The sequence below is a fragment of the Chelatococcus sp. KU-N122 genome, from assembly GCF_055391085.1.
Window position 1 is genome coordinate 3719571 of sequence record NZ_AP043981.1, and the last position, 21933, is coordinate 3741503.

Genomic DNA, 21933 nt, shown 5'->3' on the forward strand with positions numbered 1-21933 from the left:
CGAGCGGCGACCCACCGCTGTCGCGGCCCGGCTTGATCCGACGCGCATGCCCGGATGCGGGTAGGTACTTTGCTACCTGGGCGAGCGGCCGTTGATCTTCCCCAAACCCTCGGTCTTGTAGCCGAGCAGGACCAGCAGGTCGTCCGAGGCTCCCTCCAGGATCCTGGGATTGAGCGACAGGAACCAGTTCTCCTGGGCCCGGTAGATGGGCCGGGTGTACCACCCGAACAGCCCGGCGCGGGTCCGGTCGGTGGTGCGGTTTTCTCCGGTGCGATGCCAGAGTCGGCTTTCGAACACCACGACCGTGCCGGCCGGCGCGGTCGCCGCGACCGAGCTGTCCTTGTCGTCGGGGCCGGGCGGGCGGTGATGGAGGTGGCTGCCGGGAACGAAGCGTGTGGCGCCGTTCTCCTCGGTGAACTCGTCGATGCACCAGGCCACGTTGCAGCCCTGCGGCAACGCCGGCCACGGCTCCTGGACGAAGATCTGATCGGCGTGCAGCATGCCGCCCGCACAGCCCGGCAGCGCGATGTTCGCGGACTGGTTGCCCAGCAGCGCCGGCCATCCCAGGACCGACCGGACGAGCCGCAGCGCCACGGGATGCTCGACGAGGTCGGCGAAGACGGGATCCAGGCTCAACGTATTCCAGACCCGATGGTTGCCTTCGCCGTAGTCGAGCTTGAAGCCGCTGTGGGTGACGTCGCGCTGAGCGTCAAGCTTCGCCGCCCGGTACAATGCGTGGCGCACGTCGGCCAGTTGCTCGGGGGTGAGCACCCCGGTCACCAGGCAGATGCCATGCTCCTGAAGGTCGCGCTCGGCCTGGCCGAGGTCGTCGGTGATGGGTGGCAGGGCCGTTTGCAACTTGCGCTCCTCCGCAGGGTTCCCGAGAGCATGCGCCACGCGGCGATGCGCCAGTCATGGAAATATCGCAATGGGGCCGGTCTCGGCCGGCCCTCTGGGCCGGCGGACGACGTCCTGACGTGGTGCGCTACTGCCCCTTGAGCAGGCCGCCGATCGGCTCGTAGGTGCGCCCGTTGAAGCGGATCGGCTGCATCTGCTTGATCGGATAGTAGTCGTCCGGCGCCGTTTTGACCCGGACGCCCGGGTAGAGCATCGGCAGCGTCACGTCCAAGTTGGCCGCCTGCTTCATGATGTTGGCGCGCGTGAGGTTGTCGCCGGCCTGGCGCAGCACCTGCTCGACCGCCTGGCCGATGGTGTAGCCCCCGGCGTTCAGGAAGTCGTCGACGTTGCCGCTCGGGTAGTAGGTCTTCATGAAGGCCGCGTAGCCGGCGAACTCCGGCGTGTCTTTCCACCGAGGATCGGTCGGGTCGCGCAGATAGGTCGACGAGATCACGCCGACCGCGTTGTCCAGCCCCGCCGGTGTGAGCACGGAGGCGACGGAGTGCGATGAATAGGAGATGTAGTGCACCGGCTTCCAGCCGAGCTCGGCGATGCGCCGGATCGCCATGGCGGTGAACTTCGGCGTGGAAAGGTCGATGAAGACATCGGCGCCGCTGGATTTCGCCGTGGCGAGCTGGCTGTCGACGGTCGGATCGGTGGCCTCGTAGGCCTGTTGGGCCACGATCATGGCGCCGGCCTTCTCGCCGAAGGCCTCCATGACCCCCTTCAGCAGGTCCCGGCCGTAGTCGTCGTTCTGGAAGAGGATCGCGACCTTCGCGGCCGGCCTGGTCTGCTGGACATGCTGGGCGTAGATGCGCCCCTCGGCCAGCAGGCTCGGATTCCATCCCATGCTCCAGGGCGTCTTCTTGTAGTCGCCCCAGCGCGGCGCCCCCGTCCCGACGAAGAGGTGCGGGACCTTTCGGCTGTTCATGTACGCGCCGATGGCCGCGTTCTGCGCCGTGCCCACCGGGGACACCAGCATGAGCACCTCGTCCTGCTCGACCAGCCTGCGGGCGGCCTCGACGGTCTTCGCCGGGTTGTAGCCGTCGTCCAGCGAGATGTACTTGATCTTGCGGCCGTTGATGCCGCCTTCGGCGTTGATCTTGTCGAAGTAGGCCGCGAGCGCCCTGCCGTATGTGCCCAGCATCGACACCGGCCCGGAGTACGGCACGATGTTGCCGATCTTGATCTCGGTGTCCGTGGCCCCGGTGTCGTAGGCCTTCTGTGCCTGGGCACTGCTCGCCCCTAGCCCTCCGAACGCTAGCGCGGCCGCGACGACCAGCTTGCGCTTGGCCTCGTGCATTCTCGCCTCCCCATCTTTGTTGTGTCTTGTCTGCTTACCCCGTGCGACGTCCCACGTTTGCCGCCAGCAGCTTTGCCCCCAGGCCGGTGTTCGCCGTGGCCTCCAGGCCCAACAGGCCGCGGAGCTCCGGATCCAGCTCCTGCTGGACCTCGGGCGACAGCACGACGTTCCAATTGACCTGCTGGCGGAGGAAGCTGCGCGTGTAGTAGCCGAACATCAGCGCGCGATCCTGGTCGGCGGTGATGTTGGCGCCCGAGGTGTGCCAGATGCGTCCGTCCATCGCGACGATCGAGCCGGCCTTGGCCTCGAACGGGCGCAGCCGGGCGGCCGCATCGGGGCCGAGCTCGGCGAGGCGCTTCACCTTGTGGCTGCCCGGAATGAACAGCGTGGCGCCGTTCTCGAAATAGGCGTCGGTCAGGCACCAGATCACGTTGATCGACCACGCCTCGAGCCACGGCTCCGGCACCACCAGGGCCTGGTCGGAGTGCAGGTTCATCGAGCCCGAGCCCGGCCGGGCGATGTTGGCCGTGAAGTTCGAGACGATGAACTCCGGGCCCAGCAGCGTACGCACCAGATCGAGCGCAACCGGCTTGCGGATCAAGTCTCGGAACACCGGGTCGAGGTCCAGCAGATCGAACACACGCACATTGGCGGGATTCGGATCCAGCTGCGCCAGGTGCGTCTCGCGCCCGCGCCGGCGAAACGCCTCGGCGGCCGCCCAGAGGCGTTCCAGCACGCCGGCGGCCTCCTCCCGGCTCAGCACGTCGGGCACCACGCACCAGCCCTCTTCGCGCAACTGTGCAGTCGCGGCCTGCAGACCCTCGCCGTTGCGGTGCAATTGAGCCGTCGGTTCCATGATGGCGTCCTGTTGTTTCCCGTTGCAGCCGCGCGTCGGCACCGGGGATGGACGACGATCTCGCCCTCCGCGTAGACGCGGCCGAACATCATCGAGATGACGGGGTGCGCTGCGCGACCTCGCGGTCAAGCCGCTGGAGAACCCTGGACCGGAGGGGATCGCGAACACACGGCCGCGCGCGTGGCGCGGGCAACGCCTCCGCCGCATGGCCGACCGTCGTCGCGTGCCGGGCATCGGTCAGGCGGACATCATCGTCCGGGGAGGACGGCGGACAAGCATCCAGGTATCCGCCATGGGAGGCAAAGAGCTCCCGGAGACCCGGAGGCCTCATGCTCTTGGCCAGAACAGTCCCAGCATTGATCGGGGACGCCTGATCCCTCTTTTGATTCATGAGACGTTTCCTCGAGTACCGCATCTTGGCGTGCGGTATCCCTATGGAAACATATTTAGAGTGCACTATAGAAACTGTCAATCCGGCGGTCGGGGCCGCCGCGCAGGTCCAGTTGCATGCGCAGGCCGCCGCCGCCCGCACGGGCGGCGCGCCGATGCTGATCTCGACGCTGCTTCGGCGATGGGGGTGAGCCCGCCCGATCGCCGAGCGATCCAGCTAACCCTTGGCCGCCGGCGGCTGCGATGCCGGCTGCGGCGGCAGCGGCTGCACGGGCATGCCGGGGCCGATCTTCTGCAGGTTGCCGGTGATGATCTGATCGCTTTCGGAGACGCCCTTGAGCAGGGCGACGAGCTCGCCGCTGACGGGGCCGAGCGTCACGATCCGCTGCTCCGCCTTGTGGTCGGGGCCTACCACATAGACGTACTTGCCGAACTGGCTCGAGCCCAGCGCCGTCTGCGGCACCATGAGGGCGTTCGGCTGCTGCTTGATCAGCAGGCGCACGCGCACGTACTGGCCGGGCAGCAGGGAGAGGTCATTGTTGGCGATGGTGGCCCGCGCCGTCAGCGTGCCGGTGGCGCGGTCGATGACGTTGTCGATGAAGGTCAGCTCGCCCTGGTAGCGCGGCTGGGTCTCGCCGGGCAGCAGGATATCGGCCTCCACCTTGCCGGCGGTCCTGGCCTTCTGGATCTCGGCCAGATCGGACTCGCTCGGATTGAAGGTGACGTAGATCGGGTCGAGCTGCACCAGCGTGTTCAGGGGGGCGCCGGCGACGCTGATCAGGGTCCCGACCGGCGCCTGGTTGCGGCCGATGCGCCCGGCGAAGGGGGCGCGGATCTCGGTGTAGCTCAGGTTGAGCTCCGCCGTGCGCACCGCCGCGCGGTCCATGGCGAGCGCCGCCTCGGCCTGGCGCTGGGTGCTGGTCCGCTGGTCGAAGGTATCCCGGGCGAGGTAGCCGCTCTTGGCGAGCTCGGTGCCGCGGCTGAGGTTGGAGCGCGCGTAGTCGAGCGCCGCCTCGTCGCGCTGTACCTGGGCCTTGGCCTGGTCGAGGGCGGCCTGATAGTCGCGCGGGTCGATCTTGTAGAGCAGATCGCCCTTCTTGACGTTGGCCCCGTCCGGCGCCGGCTGCTCCTGCACGTAGCCGGAGACGCGTGCCTGCAGCGTGATGTTGCGGATCGATTCCGTCCGCGCCGAGTACTCCAGGTAGATCGGCAGGGTCCGCTTGACGACGCCGGCGACGGGGACGGGCATGGCGAAGCCGCCCGGCGCCGCCGCGGCGGCTGCCGGCGTGCTGCCGCCGGGCGTCAGGCGGTCCTTCAGACCGAAGTAGGCACCTCCCGCGGCCACAGCGACCACGACGATACCGAGACTGAGTTTCCACATGCGCATAAGGGGCTTCCAGTCCTATTCGGCCGCGCTCGCCTTGGCGCCGAGGGCCACGGGCGGCTCGGCGGTAGAGTGGGCGTCCTTGGTTGAACCACGTTCGCGCCACTCTTCGATCATGGCGTAGAAGACGGGCACGAACAGCAGGGTGAGAATGGTGGCGGCGAGCATGCCGAAGAACACGGTGGTGCCGATCGACTGCCGGCTCGCGGCGCCGGCGCCGGTGGCGATCATCAGCGGCACCACGCCGAGGATGAAGGCGAAGGCCGTCATCAGGATGGGGCGCAGGCGCAGCCGGCCCGCCTCCATGGCCGCCTCGACGATGCCGAAGCCGCCTTCGCGCAGGTGCTTGGCGAACTCGACGATCAGGATGGCGTTCTTGGCCGCCAGGCCGATGAGCATGACGAAGCCGATCTGTGAGTAGACGTCGATCTGCAGGCCTCTGATCCACAGGCCGGCGAGCGCACCGAACAGCGCCAGCGGCACCGCCAGCAGCACCATGAACGGCATCGACCAGCTCTCGTACTGCGCCGCCAGGATGAGGAAGACGAAGACGATGGCGAGGGCGAAGATGACGACGGCGATCGAGCCGGCCTTCAATTCCTGGAAGGTGATGCCGGTCCACTCATAAGTGAAGTCGCGCGGCAGCGCCGCCGCCGCGGCCCGCTCCATGGCCGCGACCGCCTGGCCGGAGCTGAAGCCGGGCGCGGCGCCGCCGTTGATGAGCGCGGAGGCGTAGTTGTTGTAGTGCGGCACCGTCTCCGGGCCGACGATCGGCTTCAGCGTGCCCAGCGTGCTCAGTGGCACCATGCCCCCGGTGGAGTTGCGCACGTAGAGCCGGGAGATGTCGGTGGGGTTGGCGCGTGCATCCTTGTCGGCCTGGATGGTGACGCGGAAGTTGCGCCCGAACAGGTTGAAGTCGTTCACGTAGAGCGAGCCGAGATAGATCTGCAGCGTGTTGAACACGTCCGGCAGGCTGAGGCCGAGCAGCTTGGCCTTGTTGCGGTCGAGGTCATACTGGAACTGCGGCGTCGACGTGCTGAAGGTGCTGAACAACTGGTGGCCGTCGATCTCCGGCTGCTTGCGCGCCTCGGCGATGACTGCCTGCACCGCCTCGTTCAGCGCCGTGCTGCCGCGTCCGTTGAGGTCCTCGATCTGGAACTCGAAGCCACCGGTGGCGCCGAGGCCGGGAATGGACGGCGGGTCGAAGCTGAGCGCGATCGCTTCGGGGATCTGCAGCAGCTTGGGCCGCACCGTCGCCACGATGTTGGAGGCGCTGAGCTCGGGCGGCCGCTCGGACCATGGCTTCAGGATGGCGAACTCGACCGCCGAGTTGGACTGGGCGGCGTTGGTGAGGAAGTTGAGGCCGCTGATCGAGCCGACGATCTCGACACCCGGTGTGTTGCGCAGGATCTCCCGCGCCTTCTTGGCGACGGCATCCGTGCGCTCCAGCGAGGCGCCTTCGGGCAGCTGGATGACGACGAAGAAGTAGCCCTGGTCCTCCACCGGCAGGAAGGTCGACGGGATCCGTTGCGACACCCAGTAGGTGCCGGCACCGCCGGCGACGAACAGCGCGATCATCAGCCAGCGGAGCCGGATCAGCGTGCGGATGCTGCGGGCGTAGGCGTGCGACAGCCGTTCGAAGCCGGCGTTGAACCAGCGGAACGGCGGGAAGGTGACCTCACCGCGATGGCGTAGGAACGCGGCGCTGAGGGCCGGGCTCAGGGTCAGCGAGTTGAACGCGGAAATGCCGACCGAGATGGCCACCGTCAGCGCGAACTGGTTGTAGAGCCGGCCGGCGACGCCCGGGATGAAGGCGACCGGAATGAACACCGCCATCAGCACCGCGGTGGTAGCGATGATGGGCCCGGTCACCTCGGACATGGCCTTGCGGGCCGCGGCGAGCGGCGGCAGCCCCGCCTCCAGCTGGCGCTCCACGTTCTCGACGACGACGATGGCGTCGTCGACGACGAGGCCGATGGCGAGCACCATGCCGAGCAGGCTGAGCATGTTGAGCGAGAAGCCGAGCGCCAGCATCACGGCGAGGGTGGCGATGAGCGAGACCGGAATGGCGATGATCGGAATGAGCGTCGTGCGCCAGCTCTGCAGGAAGATGAAGACGACGAGGACCACCAGCAGCAGGGCCTCGACCAGCGTCTTCACCACGTCTTCCATGGCCGCCGAGACGAAGCGCGTGGTGTCGTAGTGCATGGCGTAGGCGATGCCCTTGGGGAAACGCTTGGCCAGCTCTTCCATCTTCTTCTTGATGTTCTCCTGCAGCTGGAGGGCGTTGGAGCCCGGCAGCTGGAAGATGCCCAGCACGACGCTGGGGTCCTCGCCGAAGAACCCCGAGGACGCATATTGCAGGGCGCCGAGCTCGACCCGGGCCACGTCGCGCAGGCGCACGACCGACCCGGCCTGCGGGTCGGCACGGACGATGATGTTCTCGAACTCCTTGGGGTCGCTCAGACGGCCGACGGCGTTGACCTGCATCTCGAAGGCCGTGCCCGCCGGCGCCGGCGACTGGCCGATCTTGCCGGCGGCCACCTGCACGTTCTGCTCGGCCACGGCGTTCTGCACGTCGACGGCGGTGATGCCGAGGTTGGCGAGCTTGTCCGGATCGAGCCAGACGCGCATGGAATAGCGGCGCTCACCGAAGATCTGGACATCGCCGACGCCCGGCACGCGCTTCAGCGGATCGGCGACCTGCAAATAGGCGTAGTTACTGAGCGCCACCGGATCGACCGATCCGTCCGGCGAGGTCAGGTTGACGATCAGCACGAAGCTCGGGTTCTGCTTCTTGATGATGACGCCGGCCTGGTTGACGATCGGCGGCAGCACCGACGAGGCCTGGGAGACGCGGTTCTGCACGTCGACGGCGGCGATATTCAGCGGATAGCCCACGTCGAAGGTGATGGTGATGGTCGACGAGCCGTCGTTGGAGCTGGTCGAGGACATGTAGGTCATGCCCTCGACGCCGTTGATCTGCTGCTCCAGCGGCGTCGTGACCGTATCGGCAACGACCTGGGCGCTGGCGCCCGGGTAGGCCGCGGCCACCACCACCTGCGGCGGCGTGATGTCGGGGAACTGCGACACCGGCAGCAGGAAGTAGGAGATGGCGCCGGCGAGCACCATGATGATGGCGACGGCGGACGCAAAGATCGGACGTTGAATAAAGAAGTTGACCATCAAAACCGTCCGCTGGATCGGTGCCCGGAGCACGTCCGGGCGGGGCGCGCCCAAGCCGGGGGCGTCCCAGATTCGAAAAATTCAAGGACTTGAAGCACGCCTGCCCGCCCAGGTGATCACATCTGAGCGGGACCCGCGCACGATCTATGTGCCAGTCCCCGGCTCTGCCAGGGTGAAGATCCACGCATCGATGCGATCGTTTGCCGGCGCGGCAGGATAGCAACACTGCCGGAGCCGGGCGCCGGCGGAGCATGGGCCCGCTTCGGAGGCGGAACGAGGGCGGACGGGGCGCAGTCGACCATAACAAATCCATTTCCCTAGAGCATTTCGCCATTGGATGGTTCCATCCAATGGCGGAGAAATGCTCATAGCCTTTTGAATCTGGAGCGCTTTCTCGCGATTGGGTGAGGCCACCCGATCGCAAAGCGCTCCAGCGGCACGGCCATCGTGATGTCGAGCCCAAGGACGTTCCAGCGGCCCGCCGGCCGACACGGCCGTCCGTTGGTCGGAGCATGGCCTCGGCGGGTGAGCCGCCGCGGCGGCGCCGATGTCGGGGCCGCGCGCCCCATGGTAAACTCGATTCATGCGCAAGCGCCTGCCTCCGCTCGAACAGATCGAGGCCTTCATCGAAGCAACCCGCGCGCCAACCTTTCGCGAGGCGGCGGAGCGGTGCGCGCTGAGCCCGGCTGCGTTCTCGCGCCGCATCCAGGCGTTCTCGGCCCATATGGGGCTGACACTGTTCGAGCGGCGCAGCGGCGGCGGCGTCCGCCTGACCGAGGCGGGAGCCCGTTGCGCGCGTGAGCTGGAGCCCGCCTATCTGGAGCTGCGGCGTGCGGCCGCCGCCGTCGCGCGGGAGGCGGCCGCGGACCGGACGGTGCGCCTGTCGCTGTCCCACTCGCTCGCGGTCGGCTGGCTCATTCCGCGGCTGGACGCCTTGCGTGCCGCGCACCCGGACATCCGCCTCGCTCTGACCACCGCCCGGGACGCGGCCGCCCTACGCCGCGGCGAGGTGGACCTCGCCATTTGCTATGCGGATATCGCCGTCGCCGACCTCGCCGCGCTGCCGTTGCTCGACGTCACCGTCGCGCCGGTCGCCGCACCTCCGGTCGCGGCCGCCTTCGCCGCCGAGGGCCGCGACCTGACGCGCCAGCGGCTGCTTGCGGTGGCGCAGCCGCCCGATGTCTGGGGCCAATGGGCGGCCGCCATCGGCTGGCCCCAGGACCTGCCGGCCGCCGCGACCTTCGATGTCCAGCACGCCGCCTACGAGATGGCCGCCCGCGGCCTCGGCGTGGCGCTCGCCGCCAGCCCGTCCGTCGGGCCCTACCTGGACGCCGGCCGCCTGGTCGGCCTCGGCTTGCCGGCCGCACCCGCACCGATCGACGGCGGCTATCGCCTGGTGGCGGCGCGGGGCCGGCCACGGCGCGAGGTGAAGCGCGTGCGCGATTGGCTCGTCGACGCCGCCCGCGCGACACCGGATGTCTTCGCCGCCGCACAGCCCGCCGTTGCATGACTTGCAACGGGGCGCGCGGTCTTTGCGCCGCGCGCCCGTGGCCGGGCGTGCTAGCACCTTGCCGTCCGGTGGCGCTTGCGAGGGTGCGATGGCAGAAGTGGCGACCGATCTCGTGGTGCGGCGCGACGACCTGCGGACCTGCCGCTTCGTTTCGACGCCGTTGCCGGAGCCTGCCGCCGGCGAGGCGCTGCTGCGCATCGACAGCTTCGCGCTGACGGCGACCTACGCCGCGGTCGGCGACGAGATGCGCTATTGGGATTTCTTTCCCTGCTCCGAGCCGGGCTGGGGCCGCGTTCCGTGCTGGGGGCACGGCCAGGTGGTCGCCTCGCGGGCGCCCGGCGTGGCCGTGGGGACGCGCGTCTTCGGCTATTGTCCGATCGGTACGCATCTGGTCGTGGCGCCCGGCGCGGCGAGGGCCGGTGCCTTCGCCGACCTCGCGGCGCATCGCCAGGCACTGCCGTCCTTCTATAATTCCTACCAACAGGCCCAGGGCGACGCGGACGCCGAGGCCATGACCATGCTGGTGCGGCTGCTGTTCACCACGGCCTGGGTCATCGACGCCTTCCTGGCGGATGCCGACATCTTCGGCGCGCGGCGGGTCGCGCTGTCGAGCGCCTCGAGCAAGACGGCGATGGCGCTGGCCTGGTGCCTGAAGCGGCGTGGCGGGGTGGAGACCATCGGCCTGACGTCGTCCGGCAACGCCGCTTTCGTCGGCGGGCTCGGCTGCTACGACCGCGTCGCGACCTACGATCGGATCGGCGCCATCGCCGCCGATGCACCGGCCGTCTACGTCGACTTCGCCGGCTCGGCGGCGTTGCGACGTGCCGTGCACGGGCAATTTCGCCAGAGCCTGGTCTACGACTGCGCCGTGGGCGCGACCGACTGGTCGGCGATCGGGCCCTGGGATCTCGACCTGCCGGGGGCCGCGCCACACTACTTCTTCGCGCCCAAGCACATCGCAAGGCGCTCCGCCGAATGGGGCCACGACGGCTACGCCGCCCGGCTCGGTGCTGCCTTCGCCGCCTTCGAGCTGGACGCCCGCCGCTGGCTCACCATTGTTCGGGCCGACGGTCCGGAAGCCGTGCAACGCCGTTGGCTGAGCGCCGTGGAGGGCCGCCTGCCGCCGGCCGAAGGTCTCATCCTGAGGCTGTAACGCCGTCAGGCGCGTAGGCGAAAAGTCGCCGCGGCGCGGGCGATGACGTCGCCGCCGGCGCTGACGATGGCGTCGACGACGCCGCTCGACCGGCCGGCGTGCACGATCCGCGGCACCACCTCCAGCCACTGGCCGAGCGTGCCGCTGGCGATGTAGTCGACGGTGAGCGACGTCGTCAGTGGCGAGGCCTGGTCGGGAAACTGCCGCCGCCGCGTCATCACCAGGCTCATGCCCATGGCGATGTCGGCCAGCGTGGAGACCACGCCGCCGTGGACGAGGTTGCGATTGTTGCAGAGTGGCCGGCGGATGAAGGTGCCGAGGCGCAGCGTATCGCCGTCCTCGCGCGCATAGATCGGCATCCATGGCTCGAGCACCGGCGCAATGCGGGAAAACGGCGCAAAGCCCGGCGGCGGCGCGGTCTCGTCCATGCCAATCTCTCTTTCTTTGTGTTGCTCTCTCGCGCCGTGGCCCGGCCTCGCACGGACGGCGGCCGGGAGCATGCCTGGGCCGCCCATGGCGGTCGAACGCAAATCGCGGCGCGCGCCTTGCGTCCGGCGCAAGAGCTCGGGTCCCGGCGGTTGCGCGCCCGTCCGCTTCGCCATAGAGCCCTCCTCTCGAATCAGATGTGATCATCCGATCGGACAGGAGAAGGGCTCCAACGGGCTGAATCTGGAGCTCTTCCTCAGCGATTGCGTATTTCGCCCAATCGCCGGCCGCTCCGGCGGAGCATGGCCGTCGGAGGGGCCGCTCGGGAGGACTGTTCATCATGCGTAGGGCTGACGGCGTCCGCAAAGCCGGCAAGGCCTCGGCGGTCCAGGCGGCCGGCCAGTGCGTCTGCGGCGAGGTCCGTTTCGAGATCGACGTCCCGGCGCGCTGGGCTTGGCATGACCATTCCGAGGCCAGCCGCCGAGCGCAGGGCTGTGCCTACGCCACCTATGTCGGCAGCTGGCGTAGCCGCTTTCGCGTCCTGGCCGGATCGGAGCGCATCAGCCGCTTCGAGGACGCCGCGGCCGGCTCCGCCCGCAGCTTCTGCGCCCGCTGCGGCACGCCATTGTTCTACGAACGGGTGCGCTCGCCGCACATGGTCGACATTCCGCGTGCCCTCTTCGCCAGCCGGACCGGCCGCGAGCCGCGCTACCATCTCGGCATCGAGGAGGCGGTCGACTGGGCCTACGGTGGCCGGCCTCTGGCGCCCTTGAAAGGGTATCCCGGCGTGGTCTGGGAACGCCCTCGGCAGAAGAAGAGCCGGATTCCCGACCCGATGTTCTGAGACTGCCCGGGCCGCGCGGCTCGAATTTTTCGCCCGCTGGCGTGTTCACTCCGGGGTCACGGCCGTCCGTCGTGCAAAGCCCTGGATGGTGCGAGCGAGTGGTGACAGCATTATTGGCACTGGCAACCGCCGTACCCCCTCACGCGGTTCTCCAGACCGAGGCCGCCGCGGTCGCGGCCACCGTGTTCGGGGACCGCTTCGACGGCTATCAGCGCATGGCGCGGGTGTTCGAGACGACCGGCATCCGCAAGCGTCATTTCGTCAGGCCACTGGAGTGGTTCGTGGCCCCCGCGGCTGGGAGGAGCGCAGCGCCGCCTATCTGGAGGGCGCCTGCGACCTGTTCGTGGCCGCGGCGTCCCGCGCCCTCGACGCCGCCGGCGTGCGGGCCGCCGAGGTCGATGCCATCGTCGTGGTGTCGTCGACGGGGATCGCGGCGCCCAGCCTCGAAGCCCGGGTCGCCGGCCGCATGGGGTTCCGCGCCGACGTGGAGCGGGTGCCGATCTTCGGCCTCGGCTGCGCCGGGGGGGTGTCCGGGCTGACGACGGCGGCGCGGCTGGCGGAGGCGCAGCCCGGCACGACCGTCTTGTTCGTCGCCGTCGAGACCTGCTCGCTGGCCTACCGTCCGGACGATCTGTCGAAGGCCAGCATCGTCGCCACCGCCCTGTTCGGCGACGGCGCCGCGGCCTGCGTCCTGCGCTCGGGGCATGGCGGCCGGGCCGACATCGAATGGGGCGGCCAGCACCTGTGGCCGGATACGCTCGACATCATGGGCTGGCGGGTCGAGGAGGTGGGGCTCGGCGTCGTCTTCGACCGCGCCATCCCGCCTTTCGCCGAAGCCCATGCCGGCGCGGCAGTCGAGGCGATGCTGGGGCGCGCCGGGCTGGCGCGCAGCGACGTCGCCCGCTTCGTCTGCCACCCCGGCGGCACGAAGGTGGTCGACGCGCTGGAGCACGCGCTGCGGCTGGCGCCGGGGGCGCTGGCCGACGAGCGCGAGGTTCTCGCCGACTACGGCAACATGTCGGCGCCGACCGCGCTGTTCGTGCTGGAGCGCGTCCTCGACCGGGGGCTGGCCGGCCGTGCCGCGCTGCTCGCCATGGGCCCGGGCTTCACGGCGAGCTGCTTGACCTTGCGAGGCACCGCGTGAGCCTCGCCGTCATCGTCCTCGCCCTGGTCACGGCGCAGCGTCTCGGCGAGCTGGCGCTGGCGCGGCGCAACACCCGGGCGCTGCTGGCGCGGCATGCCGTCGAGGTGGCGCCGGGCCACTACCCGGCAATCGTCGCCGTCCATGCGGCCTGGCTGGCCGGCCTCTGGCTGCTGGCGCCGTCGCAGCCCGTCGACCTGCGCTGGCTCGCCGTCTTCATCGGGCTGCAGGCCCTGCGCGTCTGGGTGTTGGCGACGCTGAAGGAGCGCTGGACGACGCGCATCATCGTCCTGCCGGGCGCGCCGCTGGTGCGCGCGGGGCCGTACCGCTTCCTCTCGCATCCGAACTATGCGGTGGTGGCCGGCGAGATCGCAGTGCTGCCGCTGGCGTTCGGCCTGCCGGTCTTCGCCGCTGTCTTCAGCCTGCTGAATGCGGCGGTCCTCTGCGTTCGTATCCGGGCCGAACGTACGGCCTTGGCGCAAGGCGCCGCGGATGGATCGTGAGCCCCGGCCTCGCCGAAGCGCGCCGGCCGTCCCGTCGTGGGGCGAACGTATGAGCGAGGCGACCAGTCCGACGGTGGCCGAGCCGGCCGCGGCCCCGCGCGTCTTCGTCGGCTTCGCCATGATGTGCCTCGGCATGTTCATGGCGATCCTCGACGTGCAGATCGTCGCGACGTCCCTGCCTACCATTCAGGGCGCGCTCGCCATCGCTCCGGACCAGATGAGCTGGGTGCAGACCGCCTATCTCATCGCCGAGGTGGTGGCGATCCCGCTGACCGGCCTGCTCACCCGGCTCGTGGGCATGCGGCGGCTGTTCGTCGGCGCCGTGTCGGTCTTCACCGCCGCATCGGTCCTGTGCGCCCTCAGCACCGATTTCACCCAGCTGATCGCTGCGCGGGTGCTGCAAGGGTTTTCCGGGGGCACGTTGATCCCCGCCGTGTTCACCGCCGTCTTCCTGCTGTTTCCGGTGCGCCTGCAAGGCATCGCGACGACGTTCGCCGGCGTGCTGGCGGTGCTGGCGCCGACGGTCGGCCCCATCGTCGGCGGCTGGATCACCGAGACCTACTCATGGCACTGGCTGTTCCTCGTCAACCTGATGCCCGGCATTGCCGCCGCGCTCGGTGCGTGGCTGTTCCTGCCGCGGGACGAGCCCGCCGCCGAGGCCGGCGAGTCCGTCGACGTCGTCGCGCTGCTGCTCCTGGCGACGGCACTGGCCGCGCTGGAGATCGCGCTCAAGCAGGCGCCGGACCGGGGCTGGCTGTCGCCGCTCGTCGTCGGCTTGCTGGTCTGGACCTTGGCGGCAGGATCGCTCTTCGCCCGGCGCGTCCTGGCGAGCCGCCGGCCGCTGGTGGACGTCACCTTGCTGGGGGACCGCAACTTCGCCATCGGTGCGGCGCTGAGCTTCGTGCTCGGCATCGGACTGTTCGGCTCGGTCTACCTGATGCCGGTCTTCCTCGCCTACGTCCGGGGCCACGACGCGCTCGAGATCGGCCGGATCATGCTGGTCACCGGCGCTGCGCAGCTCGTCACCGCGCCGATCGCCGTCTCGCTGGAGCGGCGCCTGGACCCGCGCCTGCTCACCGGTTTCGGCTTCGCGCTGTTCGGGATGGGCCTGGCGCTCAGCGCCCGCCAGACCGTGGAGACGGACTTCGACGCGATGCTGTGGCCGCAGATCCTGCGCGGCAGCGCCATCATGTTCTGCCTGCTGCCGCCGACCCGGCTGGCGCTCGGCCATCTGCCGCCGGAGCGGGTGCCCGACGCGAGCGGCCTGTTCAACCTGATGCGCAACCTCGGCGGCGCCATCGGTCTGGCGCTCATCGACACGGTCATCTATGGCCGCGCCGCGGCCCATGGCGCGGCCATCCTCGATCGGCTTCGCGCCGGCGATGCGGCCACGGCGGCGGCCGTCGGCATCTCGCCCGAGATGATGGCAGCGGCGGGTCCCGGCGCACTGAACGATCCCGCCGTCGTCGCACTGGTGCGGCCGCTGATCGAGAAGGCGGCTTTCGTGGAAACGACGAATCTGGCCTGGACGCTGACCGCCGTGCTCACGCTCCTGGCGCTGGCCCTGGTGCCCTTCGTCCGCTGGCGTGTTCACGGGAATGGGATGTCCGCATGAGGGGAGCTCTGCCCTATCGGCCATGGTTTCGCCCTTCCGGCTGAGGAGATAGCGTGCGCGTCGCTGCCGTCGCCCCTTTGCTCTCGCGTCACGATGGCTTCCGGGATACGGATCCGTCGGCTGGGCGTTCTTGGGGGCTGGGGACAGGCGGTCGGAGTACGGCCATGGGGTCCAGCGAAGAGGTCCGCGCCGGGCTGAGCCCGCATCTGTCGCGATTGTGGCGGTATGCCTTCGTGCTCTGCCACCGGCGCGACGTGGCCGAAGACCTGGTGCAGGCGACATGCGTGCGGGCGCTCGAACGGGCGGCCCAGTTCGCGCCGGGAACGCGCCTCGACCGCTGGCTGTTTGCGATCCTGCACTCGATCTGGCTCAACGACGTGCGGGCGAGGCGCATCCGCCAAGGCCAAGGCTTCGTCGACGCCGAGGCGGTGCTGGTGGTGGACGGCGCAGGCCAGACCGAGAGCCATGTCCTTGCCGGCCAGGTGCTGCGCCAGGTGCAGGCGCTGCCGGAAGTGCAGCGGGAGGCCGTGTTCCTGGTCTATGTGGAGGGGCTGTCCTATCGGGAGGTGGCCGGGCTGCTCGATGTGCCGGTCGGCACGGTCATGAGCCGGCTGGCGGCGGCGCGGGCCAAGCTTGCGGCCGACGTCGGCTCCGATGGTCCGCATGCGCGCGCGAGGGCCGGCCGATGAGCGAGCCAGGGCGCCTCGACCACCGCGAAGACGAGAGCTTCGTCGCCTATCTCGACGGCGAGCTGGACGACGAGCAGCGCGCCCGTATCGAGGCGCTCGTCGCCGCCGAGCCGGCCGCGGCGGCGCGCCTCGCCTTCCTGTCTCGCGGCGGCCTGCCGTTCGAGCAGGCCTACGCGCCGCTGTTGGCCGCGGCGCCGGACGAGCGGTTGCAGGCCATGCTGGCCGGCGTGCCGGATCAGGCGCCCGCCGTCCGGGCGGCGCTCGCGGCCGTCTGGGACCGGCGCGCCGCCGTCGCCGCAGGCGTGGCGCTGTTGGTCGCCGGCGGCGCGATCGGCCGGCTGGTGCCGCGCTCCGCCGAGCGGCAGGGCGCGGCCGGCGACGGCTCCGCGTGGCGCCAGGTGATGGCAGCGCAACTGCGGCTCTACACCCCCGATACGCTGGCCCATCTCGATCCGGACGACGCGGGGCAGAACCGGGAGCTCGGCAGCGCCGGCGCCAAGATCGGCATGGACCTCGAGCGCGCCATGGTGGCGCTGCCGGGCATTCCCATGAAGCGCGCGCAGGTGCTCAGCTATGACGACAGGCCGCTGGTGCAGGTCACCTACCTCGACCCCACCCATGGGCCGCTGGCGCTCTGCATCACCCGCGCGCTGGACGGCGCGGCGACGATGCGGACCGAGCAGCGGCTCGGCATGAACATCGCTTACTGGTCGACCAAGAGCTTCGCCTTCCTGGTGGTCGGGCGGGCCCCGGTCGACGAGATCGAGCGGCTCGGCCGCTCCATCAGCCCGCGGGTGCGCAACGCGACATAGAAAGAAGGTAAGCTGCTTCCTCGAGCGGCACGTCTTCGAGGGCGGCTGCGGGGCTTAACTTGCCGCTCGCACCAGGGCCACCGTGTCGACGGCCACCCGGCAGAGCCCGGCGAGCCGGGCGATGAAGGCATCCTTGTCGAACGCCTCCACATCGGCTTTCGCGCGCGCGATCGCCCAGGCAAGCAGCGGCTCGCCACCGACGTCGTGTTGCCAGGCGGCGGGCGGAATGCCGGCGATCAGGGTCTCGCCGTCCACCCGCAGCGTGCCCCAGGCGGGCTGGGGGCGCAGCAGCAGCTTCGGCCTCCGGGCGGGGAAATCCGGGTCGAGCGTATCGATGCGCATCAGCGGCCAGGGGAGGGGCGCCCCGGTGTGCAAGGCGAGTAGGCGCTGGCCGAGCGTGATCGCGGCGGCCGAAGCCGGTTGCGCCGGCGGAGCGTCGGCCCCGGCGAAGGCCCTGAGGTGCAGGCCGGCGTAGACCAGCGCGAGCCCGTCCTCATCGTCCGCTCCAGCCTCGGCGTTCGCTGCTCGCCAGGCCGTGGCCGCGCGTGCGATCGCCTCCCGCCGCGTGGCCGGCGGCCCGGCGGGCGCGAGCGCGAAGGCGACGAGCACCGGCCTTGCCGCCTCGACGTCCATGGTGCGGAGCTCGACGGTGCTCACGCCGATTGAGCCGCCGCATAGTCGGCGTCGCTGACCTGCTCCAGCCAGTCGGCGGCCTTGCCGGTGTCGTCGCTCTCCTGGAGGGCGAGGTGCGTCATCAGCGTGGTGGCCGTGGCCCCGTGCCAGTGCTTGACACCCGGCGGGATCCAGACCGTGTCGCCCGGATGCAGGCGCTCGGCTGTCTTGCCGTCCTCCTGGACCAGGCAAACGCCGACCAGCACGTGCAAAGTCTGCCCGAACGGGTGGGTGTGCCAGGCCGTCCGTGCGCCGGGCGGGAAGGTGACGCGCGCCAGGTTGGCGCGCGCCGGCGCCTGCGCCGAGATGATCTCGTCCAGGATCACCGCACCGGTGAAGTAGGCCGGCGGACCGGGGCGGCTCGGCCGCTCGTCGTTCTTGAAAAAACGCATGGGAACCTCATACCCCCGGAGCACCACGCCGGCCATGCCGGATCGACTTGAGCTAGAGCATGATCCCACGAAGTGGACACCGGCTTTTGGACAAGATCATGCTCAAAACAAAGACTTAGGGTGGGATGATGATTCGAAGAAAAATCATCCCGCTTTAAGACGCACGTTGCTCTGCCACAGTTCCATCGGCCGGAGGAGACGTCGTCGACGCTAGGCCGGCCGTGGCGACGCCGCGCTTGCGCCGGACGCGGGATCGCGCCAGACAGGCGCCGCCGGTCCTTTCGTCTCCCTCTCGCTCCGTCCCGGGCCTCACGCGCAATGACGCAGACGATCACGCCCCGCTGCAACATCTGCGGCGGTGAAGACTTCCTCGACATGCCCGGACGACCCAAGGTGCGCTGCGCCTCCTGCGGCTCGCTGGAGCGGGCGCGCGTCTGCGCCCTGCATATCGACCATTCGCTCGCGCTCGGTTCCGGCAGCAAGGTCCTGCATTTCGCGCCTGAGCGCGGTCTGCAGGCCTTGCTGCGCGGCCGGGTCGGCGACGCCAACTACCGGGCGGTGGACATCGCGCCGGAGAACTATCCGGGCCTTGGCGTCGAACGGTTCGACCTGTGCCGTGATATCTTCTCGCTGCCGGAGCGCGCCTACGACCTCGTCGTCATGAACCACGTGCTCGAGCATATCGAGTGCAACTATTCCGCCGTGCTGCTGCGACTCGTCCGGGCACTGACCGACGGCGGCGCGTTGCTGTTCTCCGTGCCGATCGACGGTGACGACTTCTGGGACCACATCGTCACCGGCACGCTGGCGGAGAAGGCCGAGCGTTTCGGCGCCTTCCGCCACTACCGGAACTTCGGACGCGCCTATATCGGCGAGACGTTGGGCATGCTCTTCCACATGCCGTCCCGCTACGATCTGCCGGCTGCGTTTGCCGAGGAAGATCTCGTCCGGGCCAACATCCGCCCGCACCACTGGCGCAAGTTCACCGGCGCCAGCGTCTTCGTGGTGCGGCGCGCCGACGTGCGGATCTAGCTCAGCCGGCGGGGCGCAGCCGCAGCAGCCGTCCTTCGGGCGAGTCCGTGAGCAGATAGATCAGCCCGTCCGGGCCTTGGCGGACGTCGCGGATGCGCTCGTCCAGATTGGTCAGCAGGCGCTCTTCGCGGGTGACCTTGTCGCCGTCGGTTTCCAGCCGCGCCACCAGCTGGCCGGCGAGCGCGCCGACGAAAATGCTGCCGCGCCAGGCGGGAAAGGCGTTGCCGGTATAGAAGGTCATGCCGGAGGGAGCGATCGACGGGTCCCAGTAATAGACCGGCTGCTCCATGCCGGCCTTGGCCGTTCCTTCGCCGATCTTGGACCCATCGTAGTTGACGCCGTAGCTGATGACTGGCCAGCCGTAATTGCGGCCCTTGCGCGGGACGTTGATCTCGTCGCCGCCGCGTGCGCCATGCTCGGCCGTCCAGAGCTCGCCGCTCGCCGGGTTGAGGGCGGCTCCCTGCACATTGCGATGGCCGTAGGACCAGATCCTGGGGTCGGCGCCCGGCGTGTCGACGAAGGGGTTGTCCGGTGGCGTCGAGCCGTCGGTGCGGATGCGGACGATCTTGCCCAAGGTCGTCGACAGATCCTGCGCCTTGGCGCGCAGGTCGAAGCGCTCGCCCAGGGTGACGAACAAGGTGCCGTCGCGGCCGAAGACGAGACGCGAGCCGAAATGGTTGCTGCCGCTGTGGGCCGGCTGCTGGCGGAAGATGACCTCCACGCTCTCCAGCCGGGTGCCGTCGTCGCTCAGGCGTCCGCGCGCTACGCTGGTGGCCGCCGAGCGGCCGTCCCGCGGTTCCGCATAGCTGAGGTAGAGCAGCCGGTTGTCGGCAAACCGGGGGTCGAGCACGACGTCGAGCAGGCCACCCTGGCCGCGCGCGAAGACCTGTGGCACGCCCTCGACCGTCGACACCCGGCGGCCGTCGACTGCCAAGATCCGCAGCCGGCCACCGCGCTCCGTCACCAGAAAGCGGCCGTCCGGAAGGAATGCCAGCCCCCACGGCGTGTCCAGCTCGCCGGCGACCGTCTCGACCACGAACGTCGCCTTGGCACTGCGCTCGCTCTTCGCCGGCTCGGCACGGGCCGCCTGCGCGGCTGCGCCAAGCGCAGCTACGACAGCCAGGGCCTTCAGCGGAAGGTGCAGGAGCATGCGATCGCGTGCGGCTCGCGCTGTCCGTCGATCAGCGCACGATCGTGCTGGTCGAGGCAACCTGGGCGCCGACACCGTTGCCGTGGCCCCAACCGCTCATCGGAACGGTCGCCATCGCCGTCAGCGTCGCCATGGTCAGCACCACCACCAGAGCGAACGACAACTTGAACTGCCGCTCGGCTTCGAAGCGGGTCACGGTGGTGGCGGCCGCCTGGGTGCGGCGCAGATCGCTCATGCGAATGGGATCGTTGGCATTCATCGTCGTAGTCCTTCCGGCGCCGGCCGTTGCCGACGCACCGAACATGCGACGACAGGCGGCCCTCGGCAGTGCGTTTGCGCACGCGGCGCGGCGGTCTTCCCGGCCATCCGCGGCGGTTGGAAAACGTGTCGGATCCCACAACACGCCTGGCTCAAGTAAAGTTCCGCCGCCTCCGGAGCGCGTCGGGGGTCGATTGTTGATACGGGACGGCTCGACGAATAGATGCGGTTCGGACCGCGGCGCCCGCCGATCCTCCCGTTCATGACGCAACCCGGCTGCGTCATACCTTTGTCGCAGTCTGGGAGCGCAACGGTGCTGCGCGCCGGTTTCGCTTGCTCGGCCAGGCTGCCGCAATTACACGGGGCCGGTTGCGCCTCTCCCAGGCTCTTCGACAAGGAGAAACGACGTTGGCTTTTCTCTCGGATGCTCTCGGCCGCATGAAGCCCTCCGCGACCATCGCGGTGACGCAAAAGGCGCGGGACCTGAAAGCCAAAGGTCGCGACATCATCTCGCTCTCCGTCGGCGAGCCGGATTTCGACACTCCCGACAACATCAAGCGGGCCGGCATCGCCGCCATCGAGCGGGGTGAAACCAAGTATCCGCCCGTTGCCGGCATCGTGCCCCTGCGCGAGGCGGTGGCGCGCAAGTTCAAGCGCGAGAACCACCTGGACTACAAGCCGAGCCAGACCATCGTCGGCACCGGCGGCAAGCAGATCCTGTTCAACGCCCTGATGGCCACGCTGAACCACGGGGACGAGGTCGTCGTGCCGGCGCCCTATTGGGTGAGCTACCCCGAGATGGTGGCGCTCTGCGGCGGCACCGCCGTGTTCGCCGAGACGCGCATCGAGCACAATTTCAAGCTGCAGGCGGAGGAGCTGGAGCGGGTCATCACCCCTCGCACCAAGTGGATCATCCTGAACTCGCCGTCGAATCCGTCCGGTGCCGCCTATTCCTTCGACGAAATGAAGCAATTGACCGACGTGCTGGTGCGCCACCCGCACGTCTGGGTGCTGACCGACGACATGTACGAGCATCTGGTCTACGGTGATTTCACCTTCGTTACGCCGGCGGAGGTCGAGCCTTCGCTGTACGAGCGCACCCTCACCATGAACGGGGTTTCCAAGGCGTACGCCATGACCGGCTGGCGGATCGGCTATGCCGCGGGTCCGGAGCACCTGATCAAGGCCATGGATACGCTCCAGGGCCAGCAGACGTCGGGGGCGGCGACCATGGCGCAATGGGCGGCGGTCGAGGCGCTGGACGGGCCGCAGGATCATCTGGTGACGTTCAAGAAAGCCTTCGAGGAGCGCCGCGACCTCGTGGTGTCCATGCTCAACCAGGCGTCGTATCTGCGCTGCCCGACGCCGGAAGGGGCGTTCTACGTCTACCCGTCCTGCGCCGAGGCCATCGGCAAGACGACGCCGGGTGGCATCGAGATCCGCTCGGATGAGACATTCGTCTCCGAGCTCCTGGAGGCCGAAGGGGTTGCCGTGGTTCACGGCTCGGCCTTCGGCCTCGGGCCCAACTTCCGTATCTCCTACGCCACCTCCACGCAGCAGCTGGAGAACGCCTGCACGCGCATCCAGCGCTTCTGCGCATCGCTGCGCTGAGCCGTCGTTCCGCGGTCAAGCCGGCCCCTGATCCGACCTGACGGCCGGATCGGGCGGCTGCGGCGTCGGGCCATCGCGTTGAACGCCGCCGCGGCCTCGGTTACAACCG

General features: G+C 69.3%; 19 protein-coding genes and 1 pseudogene. 10 read left to right on the forward strand and 10 right to left on the reverse strand.

From position 1 onward, the window contains the following. Positions 1-72: 72 nt before the first annotated feature. From ACZ5PO_RS16640 to ACZ5PO_RS16660, 5 genes are all read right to left on the reverse strand, one after another. A complete protein-coding gene (locus ACZ5PO_RS16640) occupies positions 73-858 on the reverse strand; it encodes a phytanoyl-CoA dioxygenase family protein (RefSeq protein ID WP_464195402.1) in 786 nt (261 codons plus the stop codon). Positions 859-985: 127 nt separating this feature from the next. After that, the gene (locus ACZ5PO_RS16645; protein WP_464195404.1) at positions 986-2200 is read right to left on the reverse strand and encodes an ABC transporter substrate-binding protein; all 1215 of its coding nucleotides are present in this window, start codon (positions 2198-2200) and stop codon (positions 986-988) included. Positions 2201-2234: 34 nt separating this feature from the next. Beyond that, entirely contained in the window at positions 2235-3056 is an 822-nt protein-coding gene (locus ACZ5PO_RS16650) for a phytanoyl-CoA dioxygenase family protein (RefSeq protein WP_464195406.1), read from the reverse strand. Between the two features lie 607 nt (positions 3057-3663). After that, a complete protein-coding gene (locus ACZ5PO_RS16655; protein WP_464195408.1) occupies positions 3664-4833 on the reverse strand; it encodes an efflux RND transporter periplasmic adaptor subunit in 1170 nt (389 codons plus the stop codon). A 15-nt stretch (positions 4834-4848) separates the two neighbouring features. Next, complete coding sequence (locus ACZ5PO_RS16660) at positions 4849-8016, reverse strand: efflux RND transporter permease subunit (protein WP_464195410.1); 3168 nt, start codon at positions 8014-8016, stop codon at positions 4849-4851. Between the two features lie 583 nt (positions 8017-8599). On the opposite strand from ACZ5PO_RS16660, the gene ACZ5PO_RS16665 reads away from it, so the two are divergent. Further along, positions 8600-9526, forward strand: a complete 927-nt coding sequence (locus ACZ5PO_RS16665) for a LysR family transcriptional regulator (protein WP_464195412.1) — start codon at positions 8600-8602, stop codon at positions 9524-9526. Between the two features lie 88 nt (positions 9527-9614). Continuing rightward, positions 9615-10679 (forward strand): DUF2855 family protein, encoded by a 1065-nt coding sequence (locus ACZ5PO_RS16670; protein WP_464195414.1) that lies wholly within the window; start codon positions 9615-9617, stop codon positions 10677-10679. A gap of 5 nt (positions 10680-10684) precedes the next feature. On the opposite strand, the gene ACZ5PO_RS16675 is transcribed toward ACZ5PO_RS16670, so the two are convergent. Next, positions 10685-11107, reverse strand: a complete 423-nt coding sequence (locus tag ACZ5PO_RS16675; RefSeq protein WP_464195416.1) for a PaaI family thioesterase — start codon at positions 11105-11107, stop codon at positions 10685-10687. Positions 11108-11445: 338 nt separating this feature from the next. Between ACZ5PO_RS16675 and ACZ5PO_RS16680 the strand changes: the two genes are divergently transcribed. The 6 genes and pseudogenes from ACZ5PO_RS16680 to ACZ5PO_RS16705 all read left to right on the forward strand — a co-directional run bounded on the left by ACZ5PO_RS16680 (position 11446) and on the right by ACZ5PO_RS16705 (position 16709). Continuing rightward, entirely contained in the window at positions 11446-11949 is a 504-nt protein-coding gene (locus ACZ5PO_RS16680) for a GFA family protein (protein WP_464195418.1), read from the forward strand. A gap of 98 nt (positions 11950-12047) precedes the next feature. Next, positions 12048-13093, forward strand: a pseudogene (locus tag ACZ5PO_RS16685) (type III polyketide synthase). Further along, entirely contained in the window at positions 13090-13593 is a 504-nt protein-coding gene (locus tag ACZ5PO_RS16690; RefSeq protein ID WP_464195420.1) for an isoprenylcysteine carboxyl methyltransferase family protein, read from the forward strand. Before ACZ5PO_RS16685 ends, ACZ5PO_RS16690 begins: the two are co-directional and overlap by 4 nt. A gap of 49 nt (positions 13594-13642) precedes the next feature. Next, the gene (locus tag ACZ5PO_RS16695; RefSeq protein ID WP_464195422.1) at positions 13643-15208 is read left to right on the forward strand and encodes a DHA2 family efflux MFS transporter permease subunit; all 1566 of its coding nucleotides are present in this window, start codon (positions 13643-13645) and stop codon (positions 15206-15208) included. Between the two features lie 164 nt (positions 15209-15372). Continuing rightward, positions 15373-15897 carry an RNA polymerase sigma factor gene (locus tag ACZ5PO_RS16700; protein ID WP_464195424.1) on the forward strand — a complete coding sequence of 175 codons (525 nt, stop codon included), beginning with the start codon at positions 15373-15375 and terminating at the stop codon, positions 15895-15897. Next, positions 15894-16709 (forward strand): anti-sigma factor, encoded by an 816-nt coding sequence (locus tag ACZ5PO_RS16705; protein ID WP_464195426.1) that lies wholly within the window; start codon positions 15894-15896, stop codon positions 16707-16709. Before ACZ5PO_RS16700 ends, ACZ5PO_RS16705 begins: the two co-directional genes overlap by 4 nt. A gap of 54 nt (positions 16710-16763) precedes the next feature. On the opposite strand, the gene ACZ5PO_RS16710 is transcribed toward ACZ5PO_RS16705, so the two are convergent. After that, positions 16764-17366, reverse strand: a complete 603-nt coding sequence (locus ACZ5PO_RS16710) for a type ISP restriction/modification enzyme (RefSeq protein ID WP_464195428.1) — start codon at positions 17364-17366, stop codon at positions 16764-16766. Beyond that, a complete protein-coding gene (locus ACZ5PO_RS16715; protein ID WP_464195430.1) occupies positions 17363-17773 on the reverse strand; it encodes a (R)-mandelonitrile lyase in 411 nt (136 codons plus the stop codon). The genes ACZ5PO_RS16710 and ACZ5PO_RS16715 overlap by 4 nt, the downstream gene beginning before the upstream one ends. Positions 17774-18091: 318 nt before the next feature. On the opposite strand from ACZ5PO_RS16715, the gene ACZ5PO_RS16720 reads away from it, so the two are divergent. Further along, positions 18092-18805 (forward strand): class I SAM-dependent methyltransferase, encoded by a 714-nt coding sequence (locus ACZ5PO_RS16720; protein WP_464195432.1) that lies wholly within the window; start codon positions 18092-18094, stop codon positions 18803-18805. A gap of 1 nt (position 18806) precedes the next feature. Here the strand turns inward: ACZ5PO_RS16720 and ACZ5PO_RS16725 are convergent, their stop codons facing one another. Together ACZ5PO_RS16725 and ACZ5PO_RS16730 are read right to left on the reverse strand one after the other, a co-directional pair. Continuing rightward, positions 18807-19955 carry a PQQ-dependent sugar dehydrogenase gene (locus ACZ5PO_RS16725; RefSeq protein ID WP_464195434.1) on the reverse strand — a complete coding sequence of 383 codons (1149 nt, stop codon included), beginning with the start codon at positions 19953-19955 and terminating at the stop codon, positions 18807-18809. Positions 19956-19986: 31 nt separating this feature from the next. Beyond that, positions 19987-20190 (reverse strand): hypothetical protein, encoded by a 204-nt coding sequence (locus ACZ5PO_RS16730; RefSeq protein WP_464195436.1) that lies wholly within the window; start codon positions 20188-20190, stop codon positions 19987-19989. Between the two features lie 431 nt (positions 20191-20621). Between ACZ5PO_RS16730 and ACZ5PO_RS16735 the strand changes: the two genes are divergently transcribed. Further along, positions 20622-21824 (forward strand): pyridoxal phosphate-dependent aminotransferase, encoded by a 1203-nt coding sequence (locus ACZ5PO_RS16735; protein ID WP_464195438.1) that lies wholly within the window; start codon positions 20622-20624, stop codon positions 21822-21824. Positions 21825-21933: the final 109 nt, after the last annotated feature.